The organism is Sutcliffiella sp. NC1, from assembly GCF_027594365.1.
GTDB classification, from domain to species: Bacteria; Bacillota; Bacilli; order Bacillales; family Bacillaceae_I; genus Sutcliffiella; species Sutcliffiella cohnii.
In genome coordinates, this window is the sequence record NZ_CP115153.1 from 659,942 (window position 1) to 684,611 (window position 24,670).

The 24,670-nt window shown below is 34.8% G+C and carries 37 protein-coding genes and 1 pseudogene; 31 read left to right on the forward strand and 7 right to left on the reverse strand.

Annotation, left to right across the window (positions count from 1 at the left end):
- Window positions 1-68: 68 nt before the first annotated feature.
- The 17 genes from O1A01_RS03300 to cdr all read left to right on the forward strand — a co-directional run bounded on the left by O1A01_RS03300 (window position 69) and on the right by cdr (window position 10,800).
- On the forward strand, window positions 69-452 hold the full coding sequence (locus O1A01_RS03300; RefSeq protein WP_066413825.1) for a DUF302 domain-containing protein: 384 nt from the start codon (window positions 69-71) through the stop codon (window positions 450-452).
- A gap of 75 nt (window positions 453-527) precedes the next feature.
- Entirely contained in the window at window positions 528-785 is a 258-nt protein-coding gene (locus O1A01_RS03305; RefSeq protein WP_333482924.1) for a YidH family protein, read from the forward strand.
- A gap of 163 nt (window positions 786-948) precedes the next feature.
- Window positions 949-1,335, forward strand: a complete 387-nt coding sequence (locus O1A01_RS03310; protein WP_066413822.1) for a rhodanese-like domain-containing protein — start codon at window positions 949-951, stop codon at window positions 1,333-1,335.
- Window positions 1,336-1,421: 86 nt separating this feature from the next.
- Window positions 1,422-1,742 carry a rhodanese-like domain-containing protein gene (locus tag O1A01_RS03315; RefSeq protein WP_157076614.1) on the forward strand — a complete coding sequence of 107 codons (321 nt, stop codon included), beginning with the start codon at window positions 1,422-1,424 and terminating at the stop codon, window positions 1,740-1,742.
- Window positions 1,729-1,989, forward strand: a complete 261-nt coding sequence (locus O1A01_RS03320; protein WP_066413813.1) for a metal-sensitive transcriptional regulator — start codon at window positions 1,729-1,731, stop codon at window positions 1,987-1,989. Before O1A01_RS03315 ends, O1A01_RS03320 begins: the two co-directional genes overlap by 14 nt.
- Window positions 1,990-2,168: 179 nt before the next feature.
- Window positions 2,169-2,396, forward strand: a complete 228-nt coding sequence (locus tag O1A01_RS03325; RefSeq protein WP_066413806.1) for a sulfurtransferase TusA family protein — start codon at window positions 2,169-2,171, stop codon at window positions 2,394-2,396.
- A gap of 71 nt (window positions 2,397-2,467) precedes the next feature.
- Window positions 2,468-2,947, forward strand: a complete 480-nt coding sequence (locus O1A01_RS03330; RefSeq protein WP_066413803.1) for a DsrE/DsrF/DrsH-like family protein — start codon at window positions 2,468-2,470, stop codon at window positions 2,945-2,947.
- Window positions 2,948-3,035: 88 nt separating this feature from the next.
- A complete protein-coding gene (locus O1A01_RS03335) occupies window positions 3,036-3,335 on the forward strand; it encodes a rhodanese-like domain-containing protein (protein ID WP_425319496.1) in 300 nt (99 codons plus the stop codon).
- A 19-nt stretch (window positions 3,336-3,354) separates the two neighbouring features.
- Window positions 3,355-3,639 (forward strand): rhodanese-like domain-containing protein, encoded by a 285-nt coding sequence (locus tag O1A01_RS03340; protein WP_004427588.1) that lies wholly within the window; start codon window positions 3,355-3,357, stop codon window positions 3,637-3,639.
- 55 nt (window positions 3,640-3,694) lie between these two features.
- Window positions 3,695-4,270: a sulfurtransferase TusA family protein gene (locus O1A01_RS03345; RefSeq protein WP_270065549.1), complete on the forward strand. Its 576-nt coding sequence runs from the start codon at window positions 3,695-3,697 to the stop codon at window positions 4,268-4,270.
- Between the two features lie 12 nt (window positions 4,271-4,282).
- Window positions 4,283-4,516: a glutaredoxin family protein gene (locus O1A01_RS03350; RefSeq protein ID WP_066413797.1), complete on the forward strand. Its 234-nt coding sequence runs from the start codon at window positions 4,283-4,285 to the stop codon at window positions 4,514-4,516.
- A gap of 17 nt (window positions 4,517-4,533) precedes the next feature.
- Complete coding sequence (locus O1A01_RS03355; protein WP_035661036.1) at window positions 4,534-4,929, forward strand: DsrE/DsrF/DrsH-like family protein; 396 nt, start codon at window positions 4,534-4,536, stop codon at window positions 4,927-4,929.
- A 44-nt stretch (window positions 4,930-4,973) separates the two neighbouring features.
- A complete protein-coding gene (locus O1A01_RS03360; RefSeq protein ID WP_066413795.1) occupies window positions 4,974-6,101 on the forward strand; it encodes an MBL fold metallo-hydrolase in 1,128 nt (375 codons plus the stop codon).
- A gap of 43 nt (window positions 6,102-6,144) precedes the next feature.
- On the forward strand, window positions 6,145-6,372 hold the full coding sequence (locus tag O1A01_RS03365; protein ID WP_034626685.1) for a sulfurtransferase TusA family protein: 228 nt from the start codon (window positions 6,145-6,147) through the stop codon (window positions 6,370-6,372).
- A gap of 496 nt (window positions 6,373-6,868) precedes the next feature.
- Window positions 6,869-7,486 (forward strand): class I SAM-dependent methyltransferase, encoded by a 618-nt coding sequence (locus O1A01_RS03370; protein ID WP_066413792.1) that lies wholly within the window; start codon window positions 6,869-6,871, stop codon window positions 7,484-7,486.
- Between the two features lie 191 nt (window positions 7,487-7,677).
- Window positions 7,678-8,592, forward strand: a complete 915-nt coding sequence (locus tag O1A01_RS03375) for a cupin domain-containing protein (RefSeq protein ID WP_066413789.1) — start codon at window positions 7,678-7,680, stop codon at window positions 8,590-8,592.
- A 270-nt stretch (window positions 8,593-8,862) separates the two neighbouring features.
- Window positions 8,863-10,800: a CoA-disulfide reductase gene (gene cdr / locus O1A01_RS03380; RefSeq protein ID WP_066413786.1), complete on the forward strand. Its 1,938-nt coding sequence runs from the start codon at window positions 8,863-8,865 to the stop codon at window positions 10,798-10,800.
- Between the two features lie 340 nt (window positions 10,801-11,140).
- On the opposite strand, the gene O1A01_RS03385 is transcribed toward cdr, so the two are convergent.
- Window positions 11,141-11,605 (reverse strand): hypothetical protein, encoded by a 465-nt coding sequence (locus O1A01_RS03385; RefSeq protein ID WP_066413784.1) that lies wholly within the window; start codon window positions 11,603-11,605, stop codon window positions 11,141-11,143.
- A gap of 372 nt (window positions 11,606-11,977) precedes the next feature.
- On the opposite strand from O1A01_RS03385, the gene O1A01_RS03390 reads away from it, so the two are divergent.
- From O1A01_RS03390 to O1A01_RS03430, 9 genes are all read left to right on the forward strand, one after another.
- Entirely contained in the window at window positions 11,978-12,118 is a 141-nt protein-coding gene (locus tag O1A01_RS03390; RefSeq protein WP_157076613.1) for a hypothetical protein, read from the forward strand.
- 103 nt (window positions 12,119-12,221) lie between these two features.
- Window positions 12,222-12,380, forward strand: a complete 159-nt coding sequence (locus tag O1A01_RS03395; protein ID WP_157076612.1) for a hypothetical protein — start codon at window positions 12,222-12,224, stop codon at window positions 12,378-12,380.
- A gap of 156 nt (window positions 12,381-12,536) precedes the next feature.
- On the forward strand, window positions 12,537-12,857 hold the full coding sequence (locus O1A01_RS03400; protein ID WP_066413782.1) for a helix-turn-helix domain-containing protein: 321 nt from the start codon (window positions 12,537-12,539) through the stop codon (window positions 12,855-12,857).
- A gap of 291 nt (window positions 12,858-13,148) precedes the next feature.
- A complete protein-coding gene (locus O1A01_RS03405; RefSeq protein WP_066413781.1) occupies window positions 13,149-13,715 on the forward strand; it encodes an SEC-C metal-binding domain-containing protein in 567 nt (188 codons plus the stop codon).
- On the forward strand, window positions 13,699-14,298 hold the full coding sequence (locus tag O1A01_RS03410; protein ID WP_270065550.1) for a DUF3800 domain-containing protein: 600 nt from the start codon (window positions 13,699-13,701) through the stop codon (window positions 14,296-14,298). The genes O1A01_RS03405 and O1A01_RS03410 overlap by 17 nt, the downstream gene beginning before the upstream one ends.
- A 229-nt stretch (window positions 14,299-14,527) precedes the next feature.
- Window positions 14,528-15,790 carry a protein kinase domain-containing protein gene (locus O1A01_RS03415; RefSeq protein ID WP_003321934.1) on the forward strand — a complete coding sequence of 421 codons (1,263 nt, stop codon included), beginning with the start codon at window positions 14,528-14,530 and terminating at the stop codon, window positions 15,788-15,790.
- Window positions 15,791-16,855: 1,065 nt separating this feature from the next.
- Window positions 16,856-17,497 (forward strand): DUF3885 domain-containing protein, encoded by a 642-nt coding sequence (locus O1A01_RS03420; RefSeq protein ID WP_066413777.1) that lies wholly within the window; start codon window positions 16,856-16,858, stop codon window positions 17,495-17,497.
- Between the two features lie 84 nt (window positions 17,498-17,581).
- Complete coding sequence (locus O1A01_RS03425; RefSeq protein WP_235858086.1) at window positions 17,582-17,725, forward strand: hypothetical protein; 144 nt, start codon at window positions 17,582-17,584, stop codon at window positions 17,723-17,725.
- Window positions 17,726-17,771: 46 nt separating this feature from the next.
- On the forward strand, window positions 17,772-17,972 hold the full coding sequence (locus O1A01_RS03430; RefSeq protein ID WP_157076611.1) for a hypothetical protein: 201 nt from the start codon (window positions 17,772-17,774) through the stop codon (window positions 17,970-17,972).
- Window positions 17,973-18,290: 318 nt separating this feature from the next.
- On the opposite strand, the gene O1A01_RS03435 is transcribed toward O1A01_RS03430, so the two are convergent.
- From O1A01_RS03435 to O1A01_RS03445, 3 genes and pseudogenes are all read right to left on the reverse strand, one after another.
- The gene (locus O1A01_RS03435) at window positions 18,291-18,641 is read right to left on the reverse strand and encodes a hypothetical protein (protein WP_066413768.1); all 351 of its coding nucleotides are present in this window, start codon (window positions 18,639-18,641) and stop codon (window positions 18,291-18,293) included.
- 324 nt (window positions 18,642-18,965) lie between these two features.
- Window positions 18,966-20,056 (reverse strand): annotated as a pseudogene (locus O1A01_RS03440) (transposase); the annotation flags it as partial.
- Window positions 20,057-20,528: 472 nt separating this feature from the next.
- A complete protein-coding gene (locus tag O1A01_RS03445) occupies window positions 20,529-20,981 on the reverse strand; it encodes a hypothetical protein (RefSeq protein ID WP_066413765.1) in 453 nt (150 codons plus the stop codon).
- Window positions 20,982-21,098: 117 nt separating this feature from the next.
- Here O1A01_RS03445 and O1A01_RS03450 point away from each other — a divergent pair, with 117 nt between their 5' ends.
- From O1A01_RS03450 to O1A01_RS03460, 3 genes are all read left to right on the forward strand, one after another.
- Window positions 21,099-21,221 (forward strand): hypothetical protein, encoded by a 123-nt coding sequence (locus O1A01_RS03450; RefSeq protein ID WP_268874261.1) that lies wholly within the window; start codon window positions 21,099-21,101, stop codon window positions 21,219-21,221.
- Between the two features lie 48 nt (window positions 21,222-21,269).
- Window positions 21,270-21,548, forward strand: a complete 279-nt coding sequence (locus O1A01_RS03455; RefSeq protein WP_157076610.1) for a hypothetical protein — start codon at window positions 21,270-21,272, stop codon at window positions 21,546-21,548.
- 370 nt (window positions 21,549-21,918) lie between these two features.
- Complete coding sequence (locus tag O1A01_RS03460) at window positions 21,919-22,386, forward strand: hypothetical protein (RefSeq protein WP_094366029.1); 468 nt, start codon at window positions 21,919-21,921, stop codon at window positions 22,384-22,386.
- Window positions 22,387-22,407: 21 nt separating this feature from the next.
- Here the strand turns inward: O1A01_RS03460 and O1A01_RS03465 are convergent, their stop codons facing one another.
- Window positions 22,408-22,572, reverse strand: coding sequence for a PspC domain-containing protein (locus tag O1A01_RS03465; RefSeq protein ID WP_084380469.1), 165 nt, complete (start codon window positions 22,570-22,572; stop codon window positions 22,408-22,410).
- A gap of 503 nt (window positions 22,573-23,075) precedes the next feature.
- On the opposite strand from O1A01_RS03465, the gene O1A01_RS03470 reads away from it, so the two are divergent.
- The gene (locus tag O1A01_RS03470; protein WP_066416986.1) at window positions 23,076-23,255 is read left to right on the forward strand and encodes a hypothetical protein; all 180 of its coding nucleotides are present in this window, start codon (window positions 23,076-23,078) and stop codon (window positions 23,253-23,255) included.
- Window positions 23,245-23,793 carry a hypothetical protein gene (locus O1A01_RS03475; protein ID WP_066416989.1) on the forward strand — a complete coding sequence of 183 codons (549 nt, stop codon included), beginning with the start codon at window positions 23,245-23,247 and terminating at the stop codon, window positions 23,791-23,793. Before O1A01_RS03470 ends, O1A01_RS03475 begins: the two co-directional genes overlap by 11 nt.
- 66 nt (window positions 23,794-23,859) lie before the next feature.
- Here O1A01_RS03475 and O1A01_RS25410 read toward each other — a convergent pair whose 3' ends face one another.
- Both O1A01_RS25410 and O1A01_RS03480 read right to left on the reverse strand, forming a co-directional pair.
- Window positions 23,860-23,943 (reverse strand): mercury resistance system transport protein MerF, encoded by an 84-nt coding sequence (locus tag O1A01_RS25410; RefSeq protein WP_342351663.1) that lies wholly within the window; start codon window positions 23,941-23,943, stop codon window positions 23,860-23,862.
- Window positions 23,944-24,186: 243 nt separating this feature from the next.
- Window positions 24,187-24,618 carry a cell wall hydrolase gene (locus O1A01_RS03480; RefSeq protein ID WP_066154487.1) on the reverse strand — a complete coding sequence of 144 codons (432 nt, stop codon included), beginning with the start codon at window positions 24,616-24,618 and terminating at the stop codon, window positions 24,187-24,189.
- Window positions 24,619-24,670 lie beyond the last annotated feature (52 nt).

Here is a 24,670-nt window from a genome sequence, read left to right on the forward strand (position 1 = left end):
AAGTTAACAATGCAAAAAGTAATACGTTGTTTTTACTGGTACCAATAACTCATAAAGGAGAGAAAATTATGTTTGATTATACTGTCGATACAGTAAGTGGAATGGAAGAAACAATTGAGAAGTTAAAAGTAAATTTGATGGAAGAGCAATTTGGAGTCTTGTGGGAATTTGATATCCAAGCAAAGTTACAAGAAAAAGGATTGGAATTTAACGATCCATATAAAGTGTTAGAAGTATGTAACCCCCAAGAAGCGAAACGAGTATTAGATAGAAATAAAATGGTTGGGTACTTCCTGCCTTGTAAGATAGTAGTGTATAACGATAATGGAAAAACGAAAATTGGAATGCCAAAACCTACTTCATTAATACAGTATGTAAATGATGAAGATTTAAATGGAATAGCTGCGGATATCGAGAAAAGACTGATTTTTGCTATCGATAAAAGCATTTGATGCATATAAAGTCTCTTGTGAAAAGTCTAACTTAGTAGCAAGAGGCTTGTTTTACAAGTTAGGAGGTCTATCCAAATGAATCAATCCGATGAATCTAAATATATTCAACAACACTTAGCAAATGAAAGAACGTATTTAGCTTGGATTAGAACAGCCATTGCTATTATTGGAGTAGGATTCTTAGCAACAACCCTACACTTTAATACACCAATGAATGAGTTCTTAGACAATACAATTGCAATGTTTATTAGTTTATTTTCTCTTTTGATGGGGCTATTAACCATTTTTTTTTGCTACATTTGTTTATTACCGAAATCGAAAGGCTATAAATAGCCAAACGTTTCATTCTTCGTATAAAATTATCTTCTATATGACATTCATCATTACCGCTATATTGGTATTGTTTGGTATTTATTATTTTTTTGTTAACACTCCTTGACTTTATACCCTAAGGGGTATAATATATAAAATATAAAGAGCAAAGGGGGTTAAGGTAATGAAGAAATATAGTTCCTATATTTTGCCGCTTGTATTCATTATCGGTTTTATTGGCTATAAGTTAATTCCCACAATAGGGGTAGAACAAGTGAGTACAGAACAACTTGCCAACATGATGACGAATGCATCTGATGACGTTTTCTATGTTGATGTACGAGAACCTCACGAATTTCAAGAGTCCCATATAGAGGGAATGATTAATGTTCCTCTTAGTGAGTTAGAAAGCAATTATCATCTAATTCCTGCTGATAAAACCGTTGTGATTATATGTAGAAGCGGGAATAGAAGCCTACAAGCCTTAAATAAACTTAAAGATTTTGGGTATCAAAATTTAATTAATGTAAAAGGTGGAATGCTTGCTTGGGAAGGGGAAGTAACAAATTAGATACTTCTTAGGTTAACGATATGACCATCTTCATAATTGTGCTATTATTAATAGGATCAAATATTTTATATAGAAGATTTGTGCCAGTGATTGGATTAGCGCGCATGGATATAGACCATTTCAGTGATGAAAAAACGATTTTACTCGATGTAAGAGGTTATCTTCAGGCTCATAAAACGCCTATCAACGGTTCTTATAATATTCCTTTGCCTTATATAAAAAGGAATTTACCTGATCTTGAAGGGAAACCTGTTTGTATTATTGGTTCAGATATATTAGATGTAACGATAAGCGCTCGTTTTTTAAAAAGTAAAGGTGTTAAAGTAGCTGGATATTATTTAGAAGATAAATATTATAGTAAGCAAATGGCTTGCACAGATAGGAGGGAAATTCATGGAATACACTGATCAAATGAAAAATAGAGTGAAACGCATAGAGGGGCAAGTGAAAGCTATCCTAAGAATGATGGAAGAAGGAAAGGATTGTAAGGATCTCGTTGTTCAACTTTCTGCAGCAAGAAATGCGCTAGACCGGACAATTGGTGTTGTTGTTAGTACCAATTTGGAGCACTGTGTCAGAGAGCAGATCGAAAATGGGGAAGATACAGAAAAATCCATCCAGGAAGCTGTTAACTTGTTAGTGAAAAGCAGGTAAAAAGATAAATATAAAAGGTTGACAGCGGCAATAAAAATAAGTTAATATACCCCTATAGGTACTCGGTTAGTTAAGTAAAGAAAGTTGTTATTAGCTAAGAAATAGGTTGACTAATTTTTTTTAATCAGATATAATACCTGTATGGGTATATGTATAAATGATATTTAGGAGGAAACAATATGAAAGCAGATAAAGTTCTAGACGCAAAAGGGTTAGCTTGTCCAATGCCAATTGTGCGTACTAAAAAGGCAATCAACGAATTAGAAGCTGGGCAAATTTTAGAAATACATGCGACTGATAAAGGGGCCAAGAATGATTTAGCTGCCTGGGCAAAATCAGGTGGTCATGAATTACTAACAGATGTAGAGGAAGATGGAGTTTTAAAGTTTTGGATTAAAAAAGGCTAGGTTAAATTTTTTTAATCGGAAACATACCTGATAGGGTATAGATAAATATAAATGACAAAGGGGAGAGCAACATGACAGACAAAAAGAAAACAACGATTATTTTATTTAGCGGTGATTATGATAAAGCAATGGCAGCTTTTATTATCGCAAACGGGGCTGCAGCTTATGATCATGAAGTAACAATCTTCTCAACATTTTGGGGATTAAATGCATTTAGAAAAGAAGAACAAGTAACAGTAAAAAAAGGGTTCTTGGAAAAAATGTTTGCTAAAATGATGCCGCGAGGAGCAGATAACATGGGACTTTCAAACATGAACTTCGCTGGTATGGGTCCTAAAATGATTAAACATGTCATGAAGAAGCATAATGCAATGCCTTTACCGGATCTAATTGATATGGCTAAAGAACAAGGAGTCAAACTTGTGGCATGTACGATGACGATGGACCTTTTAGGACTGCAGCAAAATGAATTAATTGATGGATTAGAATACGCGGGAGTAGCTGCATATCTAGCAGATGCTGAAGAAGGAAATGTGAACTTATTTATTTAATAAGTTTTACCCAAGGGGGTACAAAGTGGACGTAATCATTAATATAATAATTGTTGGCCTAGTAGCATTCTTTTTAATCAATAAGTTCATGCCTGTTAAAGGTGTAAAACAAATTTCAGCGAGTGAGCTTAAAAAAGAGTTAAAGAGAAAAGATGTTCAATTTATTGATGTAAGAACATCTGGTGAGTTTTCTAGAAATAAAATTAACACATTTAAAAATATTCCTCTTCATGAGCTTTCTCAGAAGGCAAGCCAGTTATCAAAAGAGAAAGAAGTTGTAGTTATTTGCCAGAGTGGAATGCGCAGCAATAAAGCAACAAAAGTGTTAAGGAAAATGGGCTTTCAAAAAATCACAAACGTAAAAGGCGGTATGAGCGCTTGGAACTAACGTTAGGAGGAAATCAGTTATGAAAGAAATCACACCTAAAGAAGTAGAACGTCTCGTTAACCCCAATATTATTGATGTTCGTGAAACGGATGAGGTAGCAGCAGGGCATATACCTGGGAGTGTAAACATCCCGCTTGGATTACTAGAATTTCGTCTACATGAACTAGACAAAACGAAAGAATATATTATTGTTTGTCGCTCTGGTGCTAGAAGTGGAAGAGCCACTGAGTTTCTGTCCAGTCACGGGTTTCATGCTACCAATATGGTTGGAGGCATGATGAACTGGGAAGGGAACGTTCAGTAAAATTTTTTGAAGTTTATTATACCTATATAGGTATTCATTCTAAGGAGGACTATTTATGGAAACTATTAAATTTGATCAACTAGTAGATGCAAAAGGATTAGCATGTCCAATGCCAATCGTTCGTACAAAAAAAGCGATGAATGGGCTCGAACCAGGAAAAGTATTAGAAATTCAAGCAACAGATAAAGGATCAACTGCTGATATTAAGGCGTGGGCACAGAGCACTGGACATCAATATTTAGGAACGGTTGAAGAGGGCGATGTGTTAAAACATTATCTTCGTAAGGCGACTGGGGAAGAGAAAGAAGAGAAGAAACACCCACATGTTGTAAACAACGAGGAACTTCAAGCAAAGTTAGCTAACAAAGAAGATATTCTAGTGTTAGATGTACGTGAATCAGCTGAATATGCTTTCAATCATATTCCTGGGACAAAATCCATTCCACTTGGTGAGCTTGAGAATCGTTTAAATGAACTAAGCAAGGATGCAGATATTTATGTTGTGTGTCGTACTGGAAGCCGTAGTGATTTAGCCGCACAAAAGTTAACCGATGCAGGATTTAAAAAAGTGATTAATGTCGTACCTGGCATGAGTGAATGGACTCATCCAACAGATAGTCTCAGTAAATAGGAGGAATCAACTATGAATCAGATTACTGTCTATACATCTAATCGTTGTCGTTATTGTGTGATGTTAAAGAACTTTTTAGCAGATCAAAACATTTCCTATCGTGAAGTGAATGTAGAAACAAATCCTGCCATTATGCAGCAACTTGTAGAGAAAACAGGTCAATTAGGGGTTCCACAAACGGAAGTGAACGGCCAGTGGGTTGTTGGTTATGATCCGAATAGCATTATGTCAGCATTGAGAAAGTAATAGGAGGTTGAAAGAAGATGAGTAGAAAATTAGCGATTATCGCAAGCAATGGTGGGTTATTTGATGCCTACAAAGTTTTCAATGTGGCAACAGCTGCAGCTGCAACAGACCAAGAGGTAGCGATATTCTTTACCTTTGAAGGTCTAAACCTAATTCATAAAGAAGCATACGGTCAATTACCAATGCCAGAGGGGAAAGAGCATTACCAAAAGGGTTTTGAGAAAGCAAATGTTCCAGCGATCCCTGAACTCGTGGCAATGGCACAAGAAATGGGTGTTAAATTGATTGGTTGTCAAATGACAATGGATGTTATGGAACTAGAAAAAGATGCATTTGTTGATGGAATTGAAGTGGGTGGAGCCGTTACGTTCTTAGAATTCGCCAAGGATGCGGATGTAACATTAACGTTTTAATTAAAATTTTTTTAAACTTAAAAATACTATAGGGGGTATATTAAATGTTAGTAAAAGCGATGAATTCAAAAGAAGTAGCAAGAAAAGTAATTGAAAAGAAAGAGCTATTTATTCTAGACGTTCGTAATGAAGGGGATTTCGCTGATTGGAAGATTGAAGGAGAGAACTTTGATTACTTTAATATTCCTTATTTTGAACTATTAGATGGCGTAGAAGAAATCATGGATAAAATTCCAGCAGATAAAGAAGTCTTAGTCGTTTGTGCGAAAGAAGGTTCTTCGATGATGGTAGCAGAGATGTTGTCTGATGAAGGACTAGATGTTTCTTATCTTGAAGGCGGAATGAAGACTTGGAGTGAATATTTAGAGCCAGTTAAAGTAGGGAACCTAAAAGACGGTGGTGAGCTATATCAATTTGTCCGTCTAGGTAAAGGCTGTCTATCTTATATGGTTGTTTCAAATGGGGAAGCTGCGATTATCGATGCAACACGTATGGCAGATGTGTATGTGAACTTTGCTAAAGAAATCAATGCAAAAATCACACACGTATTTGATACTCATTTACATGCTGATCATATTTCTGGAGGAAGAAAAATTGCCGAAGCAACTGGTGCAACGTACTGGTTACCTCCAAAAGACGCTGGTGAAGTAGTGTTTGAATATGCGGCACTTGAAGGTGGGAATGACGTAGTGATCGGAAACTCAACGATCAACATTCATGCGCTATACTCACCTGGTCATACAATCGGATCGACTTCATTTGTTATCGATGAAAAATACCTATTATCCGGAGACATTCTCTTCATTGATTCAATTGGAAGACCTGACCTAGCAGGACTCGCTGAAGATTGGGTAGGAGATTTACGTGAGTCGCTTTATAAGCGTTATAGAGAACTATCAGAAGAGTTGATTGTTTTACCGGCTCACTTTATGATCATCGAAGAGTTAAATGAAGATGGAAGTGTTGCAGAAAAACTAGGCACACTATTTGCTCAAAATCATGGTTTAAACATTGAAGATGAAAATGAGTTTAGATCAATGGTGACAGAAAACTTACCGCCACAACCAAACGCGTATCAAGAAATTCGTGAAACCAATATGGGTAAAATTACACCAGATGAAGAGAAACAACGTGAAATGGAAATTGGGCCAAACCGTTGTGCAGTAAGATAACAAACGATAATAAATTAGAAATAAATAACTGGAGGTTTTATAAATGAACTCAGATAAAGTATTAGATGCCAAAGGATTAGCATGTCCTATGCCAATCGTTCGAACAAAGAAAGCTATGACGGAACTTGATTCAGGTCAAGTGCTAGAAATTCATGCGACTGATAAAGGAGCAAAAAATGACCTTGCAGCATGGGCGAAGTCTGGTGGTCATGAGTTATTATCAGATACGGAAGAAGATGGTGTATTAAGGTTCTGGATTAAAAAAGGCTAAATATAAAAGAAAAGGGAACCGGGTTGGTTCCCTTTTTCTTCTTTAAAAGGGAGGTACAACATTAGGTTTTATAAAAGAAGTGACATTGTTAAATCATATAATTAAACTATAACTTTTTAGAGGGAGGGTATATTAGATGGTTAAAATAACACCCACAGCAGTCGAAAAGATTTTAAGTGAAATTCAAGATACAATTAAACAAGGAATAGAACCCTTTATCCGTTTAACTATGGGGATTGGTTGAGGAGGACCTCAACTTCGTCTGGCTCTGGAAGAGTCAGCTTTAGAAAATGATGTAATCATTGCACAGGATGGTATTCAATTTTTAATTTCTGAGAAAGATAAGGTTTATTTCAATAATGTCAAAATAGATTATACGAAAAATGTATTGGGAACAGGCAATTTTGTCGTGATTCGTTAATCGTTTTATCACCCTATATGTCTATTCTGATTATAGGGTGTTACTTCTTATAAGATACAGTTTAGGAGATAGAAAATGAACCTATGGAACACGCGTTTTCAAAATGAGAGCTACGTATATGGAACAGAACCAAACGTGTTTTTAGCGGAAGTGCAGAGAAAACTTCCATTATCAGGTGACGCTCTTGCTATTGCAGAAGGTGAAGGGCGTAATGCTGTATTCTTAGCTGAACAAGGAATGAACGTGTCAGCTTGGGATTATGCTGAATCAGGCTTATCAAAAACGAATAAATTAGCAGATGAAAAAGGTGTAAAAGTTAATACGCAACTGGTTGATCTAAATGAAGCTGTTTGGCGACAAAACATATGGGATGAGATCGTCTGTATTTTTGGGCACTTTCCAGAAGTGTTACGTAAGAAAACACTACAAGGAGTGAAAGAGTCAGTTAAACCAGGTGGTTATTTTATTACGGAAGTGTATTCGCATTATCAAATACCATATAATAGTGGTGGCCCTCAGAACTTAGAGCTTTTATACAAACCCGAAGAATTTCTAAATGTTTTTTCTGATTGGCGTATTGTTCACTTTTTTATGGGAGAGGTTGTCCGACAAGAAGGAGACTTACATAATGGCTTGTCTCATGTTATTCAATTTGTCGGGCAAAAAAAGAGTGAATTCAAAAGCCAATTATGATTTTTTCTTTAGTAGTTACACAAAGAATAGATTAGGAGTAGATCCTATTCTATTTTTCTTTTGTGCAAAAAAACTAAAAAGTTATTAAACTAATCAAATGCCCTTTTTTAATTAAGTATATTCATTAGTAGTCCATTCTCTTCACATAGGCATATGATAAGTTTGATAAACCATTGAAGGGAATGAATGAAATGTATTATTCTAACACAAATCCATATCCATATTACGCTAATGCTAACACACCCATATATAATCCAGACTTTATGACAAGAAATCATCACGGGCAGGATGACCAAGCTTTTGAAGCAATACTTGAAGGGATTAAACGGGAGGCCAAAGCCATTAAGTTTTATAGACAGTTAGCCAATGCTGCACCGTCTAAAAAACATAAAATTGATATTCTTCAGGCTTTAGAAGGGAACAAAGCCCATTTAACTCATTTCACCAATCTTTATACCGATCTTACTGGTATCCTACCTATGTATCAGATCGATCACGTTCCTTTTCAGAGTTATAGAGATGGTTTACAAAAGGCTTATGAGCTAGAAGTAGAGGGTTATGAAGAGTATCAAAAGAGTTCCCAACTTATAGGGCATCCACAAATACAAAATGTGTTTAGATGGGCTCTAAATGGTGAGCAAGAGAACGCTACACGATTTGGTTCGTTAGATGCAGAACTTACAAGTGAAATAATGGATTATGGGGCAGAACCGTTTGTAGTAGATATAGAAGAAGTGACTAATCAAAATAACAATTTCCGTACCGCTTTATGGACAGGAGATCATTTGCAAGTCACTTTGATGAGTATTGATGTTGGAGAGGATATTGGTTTAGAAATTCATCCAACTCTTGATCAATTCTTACGTATTGAACAAGGGCAAGGAGTTGTTCAAATGGGTGATAGCAAAGAACGATTAGATTTTGAAGAAAAAGTATATGACGATTATGCGATTGTGATACCAGCTGGTAAATGGCACAATTTGACCAATACGGGAAATCAACCACTTAAGCTGTACTCTATCTATGCGCCACCTCAGCATCCATATGGAACCGTTCATGAAACAAAAGCTATTGCTATTGCGGCTGAAGAAGAACACGGCCATTGATATACAATAATGAAGAAAAATAAGAGCTTGAAAAAACAACCGGTTGTTGAGATTCGGTTGTTTTTTCAAGCTCTTTTAAAATTCGATATTATAGTGTTTAATCTCTAGTTTCTATATTGATTTTCTTCATTCGTAGGTTAGCTTTATAAAATTAAAATAAAAAAAGCTAACTGTGATTTAAATCACATCAAAGAAGAGAGTAACCTCGTAATATACTATACAGGGTATATACCCTGTAAGGTAATTGATAACTAACTAGGGGGAAAAATAATGAGTAAGAAAATTGTTATTGTCGGTGGAGTCGCAGGCGGTGCCACAGCAGCTGCTCGCTTAAGAAGAATAGATGAAACATCAAAGATTGTCCTATTTGAAAAAGGAGAATATATGTCATTTGCTAACTGTGGCTTGCCTTATTACATTGGTGAGAAGATCAAAGATCGCCAAAAACTATTAGTTCAAACAGTAGAAGGAATGTCAAAAAAGTTTAATTTGGACATCCGTAACCTTAGTGAGGTTATTGGAATTAATCGTGAAACAAAAACGGTCCAAGTCAAAGATCTTAAAACAGGGAATGCGTATGAAGAATCTTATGATGATTTGGTGCTTTCACCTGGGGCACGTCCAATCGTTCCGCCAATTCAGGGGCTGAACGAAGCAAAGGCTATTTTTACTTTGAGAAACATACCAGATACAGACAAAATTAAGTCTTATGTTGATAACGAAAAACCAAAGCGTGCGGTTGTCGTTGGTGGTGGATTTATCGGTTTAGAAATGGCAGAGAATCTTCATGAACGAGGGATAGATGTTACGGTTATTGAAATGGCTAACCAAGTGATGGCCCCGTTAGATTATGAAATGGCATCCATCATTCATACGCATCTTGAAGAAAAGGGAGTCAACCTTGTTTTAAGCGATGGGGTCGAGTCTTTTGAAAGCGAAGGAAAGATTGTTGTTACAAATAACGGTAAGCGAATGGAGACCGACCTCATTATTTTATCGATTGGCGTTCGCCCAGAGAATGAACTTGCTATTAACGCTGGCCTTCAGGTAGGAGAACGTGGAGGAATCCAAGTAAATGACTATTTACAAACAAACGACCCAAATATTTATGCGATTGGTGATGCTATTGAAGTAAAGGATTATATTAACGGGAAGCCGACGATGATTCCACTCGCATGGCCAGCGAATAGGCAAGGCAGACTTGTGGCGGATAATATTTACGGAAAGAAAGCTAAATATAACGGTACACTTGGAACATCGATTGCTAAAGTTTTAGATTATACAGTGGCAACTACTGGAAATAATGAAAAAACATTAAAGCGTTTAGGAATTCCGTACGAAGTTATCCATCTTCATCCTAGCTCACATGCCGGCTATTACCCTGGTGCAGCACCGATTGCATTAAAACTAGTGTTTGATAAAGAAACAGGCAAAATCTATGGAGCGCAAGCGGTTGGAAAGGATGGAGTCGATAAAAGGATCGATGTGATTGCAACAGCCATTAAAGGTGGCTTAAGCGTCGTAGACCTTGCTGACTTAGAGCTAGCCTATGCACCTCCATATTCTTCAGCTAAGGATCCTGTTAATATGCTAGGTTACGCAGCAACCAATATTGTGGAAGGTGTGATCGAAACCGTTCAGTGGCATGAAATTGATGAAATCGTGGCAAATGGTGCTACGTTAGTCGATGTACGCACACCTATCGAGTTAGAAATGGGCTTTATCGAAGGGGCCATTAATATTCCAATTGATGATATCCGGGAGCGGTTAACAGAACTTCCGAAAAATGAAAAGATTTATGTTAATTGCCAAGTAGGGCTACGTGGTTATTTAGCTACACGTATCCTTCAGGAAAATGGGTTTAAAGTGAAAAATTTAGATGGTGGCTGGAAAACTTACTCTTCAGTGCATAGCAATAAAAAGAAAGACTGTGATATGAAAACGGACGACTCCGGTGTGGCACGAGTTGATTGTCAAGAGTTTAGACCAGATGTAAAAATAGATGCCAGCGGCCTTCAATGTCCAGGACCTATTATAAGTGTAGCAAAAGCAGTAAAAGAAATGGGAAAAGGACAAATTTTAGAAGTAACAGCAACTGATTCACAATTTGTTAGGGATTTACCTTCATGGTGTGAGCACAATGGCCATACTTTACTAGAGGAGAAGAAAGATAGGAAAATGATTAAAGCTTATGTTCAGAAAAATTAGTGCTGGAAATTAAGGAATAGTAAAGAGTTCATATTCTTTCTTCTGAATTGGTCTTGGTTGTTTTTTTTGAAGCCTAAAAGATCTTCTAATTAATAGTGGGTTGTTATTTAGTATCTAATAGATATTTATGGTTTTAGAGTTATCATCAGGGTTAAGATATTACACACTTTCACCTTACGTGCTGCATAATTGAACTAGTTCTGATAATATCTATATATGGTTCGCTAGCACTTAAAATAAAAAAGATATGGCAAACAGACTACATCATATCTGTCGGTCACTATCCAAGTCATATATAGAAAGTAAATAAGAGGTTGCCAAACGAGGCAACCTCTAAATATTAGTAAATAAAAATTTTCAAACGACTTAATAATAATTTATATCCATAGATCGTCAATGCGAACAATGTAAAAATAGGAAATATATGTTTTGGTGTGAAGTGTACTAATTTATAAAGTTTCATTCTTTGAAATATCCAGTTTAAAGGGTAAGAAAAAAACAAATCGATGAGCAAGTTTATTAATAGATAACGTTTGAAATTTCCAAACGTAAAGTGGAAAATCCATATTGTCCCAATAAAAAATGGTCCTAATATAAAACTTCCGTCATTAAGGAGCTTATTTTTTAAACCACCTTCTACAACCCACCATTTATAAGGTACTGCTAGTGCGCATAGCCCAGTTACAAGCGTTGAAGCAAAAAGAGTAACAGGAAGAAATTGCTTAAAGGATTTTATAGGTATCACAGGAACTGAAAGCCAAGGGGCTACCAATAAAATTATTCGAATAATGTTTGGCATACTCATTTTATAGAGCTCCTTTCTTTTTTATTTATCTTTCCGAATTTCATTATTATTATTATCATTAAATATTTTTCTTAATAATTAATTTTAAATCGACTAGACAAGAATAGAAAAAACGGTACGTAGCAACTAACATTATGGAGGCTGTGATCGAAAACTATTCTGTGGCACGAAATCGTTGAAATCGTGGCAGAGGGTGGCTACGTAATCTATGTACACCTATCAAGTCAGAAATGGATCTATCTAAGGGACATCAATATCTCTATTGATGATATTCTAGTACGTCTAGGATTGCGAGGTTATTTAGCTACACGTATCTTTGGAAATCGTAAAGCAAGGGAAGAATACGTTAGGAAAATAAAAGGGGGAACACACTTGAATGAAAAGTTCAAAAAGGAAGTAGAGAAGCATGTGAACGAACGAAAAGCCAACGTCCAAGACAAAGGACTTTATAATATAATTGAAAAAATAATAAAGCAAGATCCAGCGATGAAAAAGTGGATAGAGGAAGAGTGAAGAACGGGACATAAGAAGTATACACGTCTCATTCTTCTTTTATTTGTTGACTCTGTTAATCTTCATTGTTGATTTGGTACAATTGGATAGAGGTTATTTAGATATGAAAGAAGCACAGAAACATACATATAGTGAAGATGAAATACTGGCTAAAGCAATTGAACAAGTTAAGAAAGGCGGCACGTACGAAGAGGTTCGAAACCAATTTAATTTATCAGCTGATGATATAAATTTAATTGATTTTGTTATCAATGAGTTCTAATTTCCGTATTAAAATCAAACTAAACGATAACAAAGCCAATTTATAAAGTAATAGAAATGGTTATCTTTAAAATGTATTTTGTGAAAATTATGGAGGTTTCAGTAGAATTAATTCTGAGTGAACAGAACTATTATGTTTCTTATGTGGAGGTTGACTATGGAAAAGCATACACGTAGTAAAGTGAAAGCCTCGTTACTTACTGCGGGAGATACTGGTAACCCGAAATTTAAAGAAGATAAACTTTACTACAAACCAAGTGAAGTTTCTGAAAAACTAGGTGTAAGTGAGGAAATTATTCGAAGAATGTTTGAAAAGGATAAATTTAAAGGAGCACGTAAAACGGATGGAGAGCATTTGAGAATCTCTAAGGATGCCTTCATCACTACAACTGAATTAGATACTAAAGCAAAAGAAATATTAGTTCGTATTGATCTGAAAAGCCAGAAAGCGGGTGATGTCGATGAATTTAATTTATAGTCTCCAAGTAGTAACGCAGTGGATCTATTACTGACACTTCATGCTAACCATTGTGAGGCGGTTTGTTAGGATTGAATTTGGGATGGAATAATCGTTGATTTTCAACGAACATTTAATGGAAATTAATGGACTGTCTCCTTGTGTATGGTCCAATATATATGCTAGATTGCGAAATAGACGGATACTACGCAGCAAAGACTGCTATAATTATGGGAAATAATAACAAATGTTTGCTATCTTCTGGTATTATTTTAATAAGAGATTCGTGAATATAATACGGAGGATTTTATTATGACTAACATTAGACGTAATGACCCTTGCATTTGTGGGAGTGGACTTAAATATAAAAAATGCTGTTTTTTCCACGAAGGTCATTATACTGTATTTGTTGACGAGGCGGGAAACAGTGGATCCAACTACTTGGATTTAGATCAGCCGTTCTACGTTGTAGGAGGATGGATAGTTCCGAATGCGCGATTGAGGGACACAACGCTAATAGCAAATGTAGCTCAGACCTTGAAAGTTGAAGGGGAATTGAAAGGTACTAATCTAACTGGAAATAAACGCAATCAAGCTTATTTCAGTAACTTCTTTAATCAATTGTGGGAGATTGGTTGCAGACAAACTGTAGTTGTTGCAGAAAAGAAATATTGCATCGCGGCAAAAATTATTGAGACTTTTCTTGACCCACTATATAACAAAAAAGTGAATAACCGCTATACTTACGACAACCTTTTGAAAAAAAGACTTGCTGAAAAGGTGTACAGGCTCCCTTTTGGAGTCTTAGAAGAATTTGCGAAAAGCTTACCGAATATTAGAGCCAGAACAGATGGAGGGCTCCTTGAAATCTATTTGTGAGGCTTTACGGGATGCGAGGGAAACTGACTTGGCGGATAAATTATCAGGAGCATTGAGCACAATTGAGGATAACACTTCTTCCGAAAAAAGCAGTCACACCTTCTTGCCCAACAATGCAGGAGCAAGTTTAAATGTACCAGCATTTATCTCTTTTATTACGATTTTGGAGAAATACGCAAGTGCAAAAAACCATCGCCTTTCGATTATACACGATAAAACTAAGGCTTATGAAAGAGGGTATGCAGAGCTGTATAGATTATATTCACAGCCTGACCGCTTTGAATTTCCACTGACAGATGGTTCAAGCCTTCTTATGGGTTTTAGTCACTTAAAGAATATATGTTTTAAGGAATCGAAGGAAAGTCCTTGGATTCAATCTGCAGATGTCCTTATCAGTGGATTAAACAGATTTTTAAAAGCAGTTTATAAAGATGAATTTGTTAATCCTGAATTATTAGAGCTTGGAAAGTATGTCAGCCCAGCAATATTTGATAATATCTTTAAGAGAGGCGACTCTGTTTGCTCCAATGAAATCCGAAAGAAAATTAGAGATGTAATTCAAGAAACTAATATGTATAGGTAATAAGTAGCGAGACGTTTGGCTTTTGTATGGCTAAAATCTGAATAAATTATTCAAATAACGGAAGCTTACAAGGATGAAACGTACCCATTCACAGCTATGAAGCCCCATTTACTTATGAGGTAGCCATAAGGGCATTTTATATGTAATACCCGACACATATCTATGAGATTTGCAATGAGTTCCCACAGTTGCCCTAATAAGTGGTGAAAAAAAGTATTTATTTAGTATAATGAAAATGTGGTTATTATCCCCAGATACATTACTGACGGAGGAGATCTATATTACTGATCCAACTAACTACCTACAATTAAAACTAAATCAAGTGGCTTCAAGACACCTATCAGATAAAGTGGCTCTTTTCCGAGGATTCTACGATAATATTGCTAATGAAAGGCTTAAAGAGTTGTTTGCAATATTTCATATGCAGTTTAATGATCTGTTTGCATTTATGAACCAGAAACGCTACGCAAGCGGCGGAGGACATTATAATGCAGATGCAAGTCGAGATCTCATTGATTTAATTGAACAGGAAAGAGTAATACAAGCTACACTTAAAGGTGACTTTGCTTTTGAGATTAATGGCTACTATGAAGAAATTATGAGCAAATGTAGATCTTTTTTATCTACTAGTGGAGGAAGTCCTATCCCTGAGGATTTCCCACCAATAGATATCATAGAGGACAAGCCTATTTTCACTTTAGTTGATACCATGACAATTCCAGGCACAATACCAAGTGCCATTGCAAAATTGAAATTTATTGGCAAGGGTTCATACGCAAAGGTATTAAAGTATAAAGATCCACATTATAATTCTTACTTCGCCGTTAAGCGAGCGGAAGATGATTTGCGACCTGATGAGCTGGAGCGATTTAAGAATGAATTTAACGATCTTCGAACCTTGGATAGTCCGTTTGTCATCAAAGCTTATTCCTATGAAGATGAGAATAATGAGTATGTTATGGAATATGCAGATGAGACATTATCTAAATACATAAACCGGAGCAATTCTACACTGATGTTTAGTAAAAGAAGAGTTTATGTAGAACAATTAATTCGAGCTTTCGACTATATTCATTCAACAGGAATACTCCATAGGGATATCAGTTACACGAATATTTTAGTGAAGCATTATGGCGATGGGGCTTCCTTCTTAAAGGTCTCCGATTTTGGCTTGGTAAAACGACCTAATAGCACTTTGACTAGACAGGGAACAGAAATCAAAGGAGCTATTAATGATTACACTGACTTGACTGCAGTTGGTTTCGAGAATTATGAAATGAGACACGAGACTTATGCACTTGGAAAAGTAATTTATTTTATACTTACTGGTCGAACGACCGGGTATCATCGTGAAACCAATGAAGCATTGAAGGAATTTATTTCAAGAGCAATTTCTCCAGATAAAAGCAAGAGGTTTACTAGTATTGAAGAAATGAAGATTGAATTGTATTCGAAGGTGTTCCCTTCACTCCGCAAAGAGTCTGCCGAGTAGGTAATTACCGTTCTTCAATCAATCATAAACAAAACCATCCTATTCCAAGGGTGGTTTTTCTGTTTCATAGTTTGGGGTAATGGTTATTAGGCTTCCGAAACTTGAAATGGGGAAGCATGATGAATTCATATATTCAAGATAGCTCCTTGCTTGAGAAATTCAATAAGGGGTAAGCGATCATGATGATTTCCTGATTAACACATACAGTAACTACATTTGGAAGTACCTTTAAAGCATAATTTGCCCAAAACAACGCGTTATGGCAGCTAGTTAGTGAAATATGCTTTAGTGGAACAAGGGTTATCACTTATATATGATCTTTGCTGTGCAGTACAACCATACTATTCAATAGTATTTAATATATCAAAAGTGGCTCAATTGCAGACCAGAAGCCTACTCCCTCGTTAAAGATATAGAGGATTAGGCTTTTAGTTAGAATCGTTGATGTTCTTCTAGTGTGGTAAATTTGTTGGCATCAAGTGGTAAATTCCGTGGCGATTTGTGGTAAAAAACATGTTGGAGATGGTACATTTTTGCGACTGTTACTGTGTTGGAACAAGGGGACAGGAATATTGTGCACACATTCGTTAACAGAAATGTCAAAAAATGTGTGGGCGACTTTCCTGTCCCCCTGTTCCACCTGATGAGCAGCTTGTAAGGCGGCTGGTTGAAAAATTATTGTTCATCCTGAAAAGTTGGAGATGGAATTCAAGTCTGAAATGACTGTTGAAATTGAGTTATAAATTAATTAAATGAGCTTGTGAAAGTGTGATATACTTTTGCAGGCTTTTTTTGTGCTTTCGATTAAGAATTGACTGAGAATTATTTGAGCTATAAAATGGATAATAATTAGGTTGTGGTGCAAGGGAAATTCGTTATAAAAAGATGCTTTACTTGTGGATCACTTGAAATAGAAGGATTATACTAGATTCTTATATTACCTTCTAATTATAAATGTGTATAGGAAATAGTAATGATTATATGGATTTTATATGGAAAAGGAAAATATGAAGTTTTACTGTAAGTAGTATTTAGTACAAGTATATATGCAAAGAAGGTATCGGAATGAATTTAATCAATAGATTTCATAAAACAATAACAGAAATGGGAATGCCTATTCTTGAAAATCCTATTTTTTATACAGCTCCTGTAGGGATCCGTTTTGGAATTGGCGGAGAAGAGGATGTATATATTAAAAAAGGTATAAGGAGAAAAGAGCATCCAAATCCGGTCTATGTGAATAGGGCTGTTGAACGAGCATTCACAATATTTCATGCTTTACCGAAAAAAGACTGGCTATTAAGAATTGATTTATACGATGAGAAGGAAATAAAAGAAACAATAAAGCGACTTCAAATTGTAGATCCCCAGGAAAAAGTATTAAACGAGTATGAGTTAGATGGAGAAAAAATAAGTCATTATGAATTATACTGGTCACTAAATGATATTGATTGGCCAGAAGAAACAATCATTCGTGAAATTATCTTAGCCGATATTGGTGGTATAAATTGTCTAGCCTCAGCAGTATATTTATTACATCCAAATGAAAAAATACTTTATCATTTATACGATGATCGCGGATTAGATGTTGTTGCTAAAGATCAAAGAAAGTTATATCCACTATATGAAACATTTAATGCTTGGATTTTAGATTATGATAGAGAACAAATTGATAAAACATTTAAATATAAACAGGAGACACTTTAGCTTGGAAACTTATTAAGCTTCTTAAATAAACTAGAAGATAAAAACATTTATTATAAGTTAAATAAAATCAGAAAAGAAGCAATTATGATTGAAATAGTCGTTCCTGGTCAAAGGTGGGAAGTTGAATTTTTAGGTGATGGTACTATTGATGTAGAGAAATTTATAAGTGACGAAGGCTATTATGATGAAAGTGAGCTGAACGTATTGTTTAGAGAGTTTAGAGATTGAAAAAAAGAATTAAAATAGGAGTAGCTTGATGAAGTAGAACCTAGCATTGATGGAAACATACATATTAAATATTCAATCACCATTTGATTCACTAGAATTTGTATCAATTACAAATCAAAAAACGGTACAATTTGCGAATAATACACTTCTTGAAAATGAAGGTGACTATTTAGAAGGTTCAGTTGAGCTTTCGTATAATGGAGAGTCCATATTTTCAAAAATATGGACACCACAGACTTGCTCTTGACGTGGCAAACATTAATGGAACCGCTATATTTTCCAGAAAACAAACAGTATGAAATTGAATTTCTAGATTCAATATTTGACGTGAAAATACAAGTGTCTGGCGAAGATTATATTATTTTCATTTCAACTTATCATAACGAGAATGAGACCAAACGAAAAAAATTCCGAAACTAATTTATAGAAAAGCAATCTACGAGGGATTTATACAATTTGCGACATTTATCGTAGACAACCAATTTACTTTTACAAATGAAAGTTCATACGATTCTTTTATGAAAGATTATGCACAAATAAAAATACAAACTTAAATATGCGAGGTTTAATTTTTGATTGTTATCAGCTCTCCTACATCAAGAGCAAGTTGCTTTGGATCAGTTAACTCTTTTAAATAAATTGATTTTTTCTTGTCAATCGTACAATCTTCAATGTTTGAATTTAAATAGTTAGCAATTTGAACAGTGCTTGTCGGAAAATGTTCAAAATGGTATTTAATGCACAAAAATAAAGGGAATAATTCTTTTTCCTTTTCTAGGCTAAACATTTCAAGTTGAATTGGGACATCGAACCCATCAATATAATCTTCTATATCACGATCTACTTGCCAGGCATCAAGCTGTCCTTCAGAAAATTTAAAAGGTCGATCAGCTGCAATATAATAATAATATGTCATAAGTACTTCTCCTTAATTTTTATAAAAAATTATATAATTAAAAAGGGGAAAAGCCAAGTTTTTTAAAAAAACATATATTAGAATCAATTTCATAATCCATTATTTTAAAGAAACACAGACCCACAGAATGTTAGCTACTTAAATTTTTTTAGTTGATGCCTGTTGAATAGGTGTTGATTTCCACTACAGGCGGACGCTTTCCGCGGGCGGTCCGTGAGCCTCCTCATCGCTTCGCTCTTGCGGGGTCTCACCTGGCCACGCTTTTCCCGCAGGAGTCGCCGCCTTCCGCTCCAATCAACTGGTTTGGAAATTAAGAATGGTACTTTAGGCAGCTAGTTGTTGATTTATCATGGCATTTATTCGATCAGCAGCCAATTTTGAAGCATTGTAAACTAAGGTAACTAGGTCAAAGTGAACTTTAGCGCGTTTTCCAGTCCGATAACGTACATTGTTTAGTTGAAAATATAATTTAAGATAAGCATTTACACGTTCCACCGCAGTTCGCTGTTTAAAGATGGTTTTCCAAGCTTTTGACCCTCGTGCTGGTGCGGTATATTTTCTTAAATCCGTTGTGATTTTCACTTTATAGATCTTTTGACAAAGACCTTCATTGGCTAAGGGACAGTCTTTACATTCCTTTGGTCGTGTATATTTGAGTGTTTCGTATTTCGGATCGAAACTATCATAACGGTACGAGTGTTCTCGGAAACATGTGGGTGCGAAATGTTTATCAAAACCTTCTGGCTCAGGCTCATTACGCTTATTATAGGCAATTACTGATTGTAGACCCATTCGGTGAATCTGTGTATAAATCGCTTCGTAATCATATCCAGCATCCAAGGTGTTGTAACGTATAGTGGAAAGTGGGACACGTTCTTGAATTCCTTTTAATAAAGGTATCGCTGCTTTTCCGTCATTCAAATTGCCAGAAGAAATCAGGGATTGAAGAATGTATTGGCTTTTTGTGCCAACAGCTAAATGCGCTTTATAGCCATACCAAAAAACGTTCTTTCCTTCACTATTTTTCTTCACTCCCCATTCTGGATTCTGGGGAATTTCAGCACGAAGTTGTTCTAATGGAACGTCCAATTGTTCTTCAATTTTCTTTTCAAAGAGGCTTCACGCTCAGTTTTTTCAATCAACCATTGTTCCCTTTCTTCCTTTGATTTGCGCCCACGTTTCTTAGGTTCTATTTTTGGTTTTTCTTCTTTTGGAGGTGCTTGATCTTTGGCCTCAAAGTGTGTCGCATCAATCGCTATTGTATCATCAGTAATAAAGCCTTCTGAGATAGCCTGATGAAGGATCATTTCTTTCACTTCTTCTAGCACGTTTGATTCGCTAATGATGGTCACCATTCTTGAGTAAGCTGCTTCTGAAGGTACTGTATCAGATACCAAAAATCCACAGTCTAGACGCCTATTACTACCAACGTAAAAAGCAATTATTTGTTTAAACAACATTATTAGCACCATACATGCAGACATATCCACACCTCTAGATTCAGAAAAGTTATATGTGAATCATTTTAGCTTATTTAAACAGATTGAAACAAATAGGAGCATTGTTTCAACAACCCATATACTAAAACCAGTAGTAAGGTCAAATCCCGCATCGCATATTTATGTCTGCGGATTTGAGAGTACCGTTAAAAATATTGATAGCATTATTTTTTGTATATAAGGGATTTTGAATTAACTAAGATGATTTCTGCTTTTAAGAAGATAGAGCCTTAAATAATTTAAATAAGACCATGTGTGTTTTTTAATCCCTTTTATAGTATCTAATAAAAAATCCTATATTAAGAATTTTAATATAAGTTTAAACATCTAAATTTCGGTTTTTTGTTAACCTAAATAAACAAGAATACAAAATGATAAAAATACACTTCTAGTTCAATGTAATATCTTCTACTATCATCTCACCATTAGAAATTTTGTAAAAAAAATTATTGTCCTTACTATAAGTAATAGCCTCCCCGTTTAAAAAAACATTACTTACTTCTTTTTCGTCATTTACCTTTCCGTATAAAACATTTATTGAACTTTTTGTTGCAATATCAAAAGAATAATCAGATGTAATTTCATACTCCCTAAAATCACTTATAACATCCCATTCAAATGTGTTGTTTTTATTTTTCTCTAATAATAAAAAGCTAATGGCCTCTTCTTGTATTATTGGATAAATAGTGTATTCTTCTATTTTCTCCTCTGCTAAGAAAATCACATTCTCATAATCCTTTGTTGACTTTACAAAATCAACAAATTCCTCTTCAGAAGCAAATTGTTGGTTTGAACATCCAATGAGTAAAATAAAAAACCCGAAAAACATTATTCTTTTCATAAAAATGGAACACTCTCCTTTTTTTTTAGATTTTTTTGGAAAAGTGTAACTATTCAGAATAATTTTATAGTACAATCAGAACAATGCCAATAAAAATTTGGAAGTGGAGGAAAGAAAATGAAAAAATTATCTCTTATTATTGTCTTACTACTTTGTTTAATCCCAACTAACACTTTTGCAAACACCCAAAATGTTGAACAGTTATCCGGTGATTTATATCAAACAGCAGACGGTAAATAATTATATGCAGATGCTGAACTCACTAAACAAATCACTGAAACATTTGTATTGGACGAAGAAGATAATCTAGTTTCTTTACCTCTAGAAGAATATATTCGTATGGTAGAAGAAATTGAAAATTCAACAGAGACAATAACTCCAACACAAATTCAAAAACCTATAATTTATGACCCGAGTAACATCGAAGGAGACATAGGAATCAACACGATCATAGGTGGTGGAGAAACTTATCGTTATATAGAGTCTTCAAACACTCTCAGTAAATGGAACGAGGGGACAGAAAATCCTTCATACAGATATTGGAAAACAATTGAGGGTCAAGGTTAAAAAATCTACTTGAAAATCAATTGTTCTTTGTGGTTCACAATATTTTTACTCTTGGGAGTGTAATCCTAATAGTTTGCTCTTAGTATATAGTGATGATAGTTTTTAAGCTATATCCTAGTAAATTGAACTTGTAAAATGAACGATGCTATCCAAATAAATAATGTTTCCTTAAAAAAATGTCTGATTTTATTTACTCTTGAAAATTTTATAATAAATGTTTTGGTTAGGATATTTCCAATAAATGTGTGAACGACTTTCCTAGTATAGTAAATAGGTAAACTACGATAAAAAACCACCGTTTTCATTGTAAAATAGAAGTACCTATCACAGAACTTCCAAACTACATTCCCGACCAAAGGAGATGAAAACGATGGTATATTCAACATTAAATCATATTCAAGGTAAGATTGGAAGTCGATGGGCGCAATTTGTGAGAGAGACTGGAGTAGAGAATGTTTTAATTGTTGCGATTGATGCAGCTAAATATACTCCCAAAGCTATGATTGCTTCGTTTTATGGAGAAATATTAGAAAAACCATTTGATATAGATGCATCTATGTCTGGTTTTACTAAGTTAAAAACTCTTATTGGAAGACATAAAGTAAGAGCTAATACGCGAGTGGTGGTCGGCATTGAAACTACTGGACATTACTATGAACATTTAGTCTTTAAATGTCACCTTGAGGGGTATCATGTACGAGTGGAACAAGGGGACAGGAATATTGTGCACGCATTTGTTAACATAAATGTCAAAAAATGTGTGGACGGCTTTCCTGTCCCCCTGTTTCAAGGAGTTTCTCCAGTCGTTAAGCACAATTGCATTACTACTATTGGGTAGTCAAAGGTCTTCTCGTTAGGGTTATTTTTTTAAGATAAAGCCAATAAGTAATATATATACAAAAATAGAAATAGGTGCAGTAACCAAAAATATTGCCCTTAAAATTAAAGGTGGTATACCAAAAGACTCAGAAATCCCTCGACACACCCCAAAAATCATCTTATCAGTCGTGGGTTTTTGTAACATTTAAATTCCCCCTTTAAGTAAAATTATATTAACATTAGGTACAGACATTTCTTTCAATAAATCTTTCAATAAATAAATTCATTATAGCATATTTTTAACCTCATTCTATCGATTATTAAAGCAACCGAAAACCTTTTAACGGAACTATTTTTTATTCATCTTTAATTCCTCTTACATAAGCTGCAATCAAAATGAATTTACCAGATAGAGATATTAAACTCGTCAGTATCTTATTTTCTAGCTGTATCATCGACAACAATATTCTTTGCTCTTTGATTAATGTGCTCCTATTTGACTTGTGTAAATGAACTTAATCCCCTGACTGCAAAACTAGACCTTTTTTTTGCAATATATATTATGTTTTCAACTAAACTTGCAACCTAATTAATATACTAATAATATAAAACTATCAGAATTTTTATACTTTTTCTACTCTTTATCTTACATTTTATGGTTGATTGTGGTATTGTAGAAGAGAATAAAATGTCAAAGGAGTAGTGTAAATGAAAAAAATTATTAGTACATCTAATCCATTTGAGTCTTCAACTCTAAAATTTTTTACATCTTCGAAAGCCTCATCTACAAATTCTTTAAATAATTCACTTACTCCATCTACCTTTTCTTCAGCTGCTGCAGGTAATGATAATAAAAGCATAAAACTTAGGAAAACTAATGAACAGTGATATATACATAGAACAAATTAAAGATTTACATAGTAAAGGGGATTATCAAAGTCTACAAAAACTTTTCATGGGAGATAACTCGATTTCATTTGTAATTGAAAAAGATGTAGCAGTTAAAGAAACAGGGCTACTTGAAAAACATGAGATGTCCACATCTAATTTTACTACTATGGACATAAGAGGTAAGAGTGTTTCTAGACTTTTTTCTCGTGAGGCAACAGAGTCCTCCGGTAGATTTACCAAGGAATGGATTACTAGGCTTTCTGGTTATTATTCATATGATGCTAGGACAAATAGAGTAACGAATGTTCAATCCCCTACGTTAAGGTTAGATACAGCTACCTTTGGATCTGCTTTTACACCATACATAGATAGTGTTTCTACAACTGGAACGAATTTAGGAACTTCTGCAAGGTTTAATGCAACCTATACAATGAAGGCGATTTACGGTATCCCACTTGGAGGCGATTTTCCACTATCTCAGACATTGAATTTTGGTTCTTTTACAGATTCTTTCATTAATGCTCCATTACAATAATAGAAGATAAATGTATAAATAATGTTTTCTCTAAAATAACAAATGAGACTATAGATTATCCAAATTCTATAGTCTCTTTGTTATTGCGCCTAATCCAAGCGTACCTAATAAAATTACTAAAATAGGTGTAGCACAACATAACAAAACCAAAAATGTACCTATATGCCCTGCAATAAAGGTCTTATTATGTTTTATGTTTCATTTCAAAATACCTTTCATTCTTCCTGACGGTACCCCATATTTATCACCTCAAGATTTTCTTAATACAAGTTTAAATCAAAAAAGCTGTATGCAAACTCAATTTCCATGAGTTTGTCTACAGTCTGACTTAAGCTTGCTTAAGTTTCTTTTGTTTATTTTTCTTTACAATTTTCTTAGAGATTATTGTTATATTCAATAAACCCTATATACATCTGGACATTCGGATTCAACAGGTGAGTAGAAGCAATGAAGTTTATATCGGCCACTGTTCCACTGATTCCACCACTGGGCAGGGCAAGTGCCATTCGGTCTAAAAAACCATAGTGCTCGTTCTGCTGGATGATGCCTTTCACCATTAATTATTCGTTCTGCTAATCTGATTTCTTTTTCTCTTGCCCTTTGATAAAAGTATGGATGGTGTACGGCTTCAAATCCTCCAGGGGACTGCCAAACCATTCGTTCTACAGAATTAATATCAACAAAATCTAAACACCTTACTCGTACTCTATTTACACAAACATTGGCGACTAATAACATTCCTTGCTCCCCTTCACCTTCTGCTTCCGCACGGATAAGTCTTGCTAGAAGTCTTTTATCATTATAACTTGCCTTTATTACAGCCATGATGCCCTCCTTTGCATAAACTAAGTCGTACTTTAATACTATTCATTAAAGC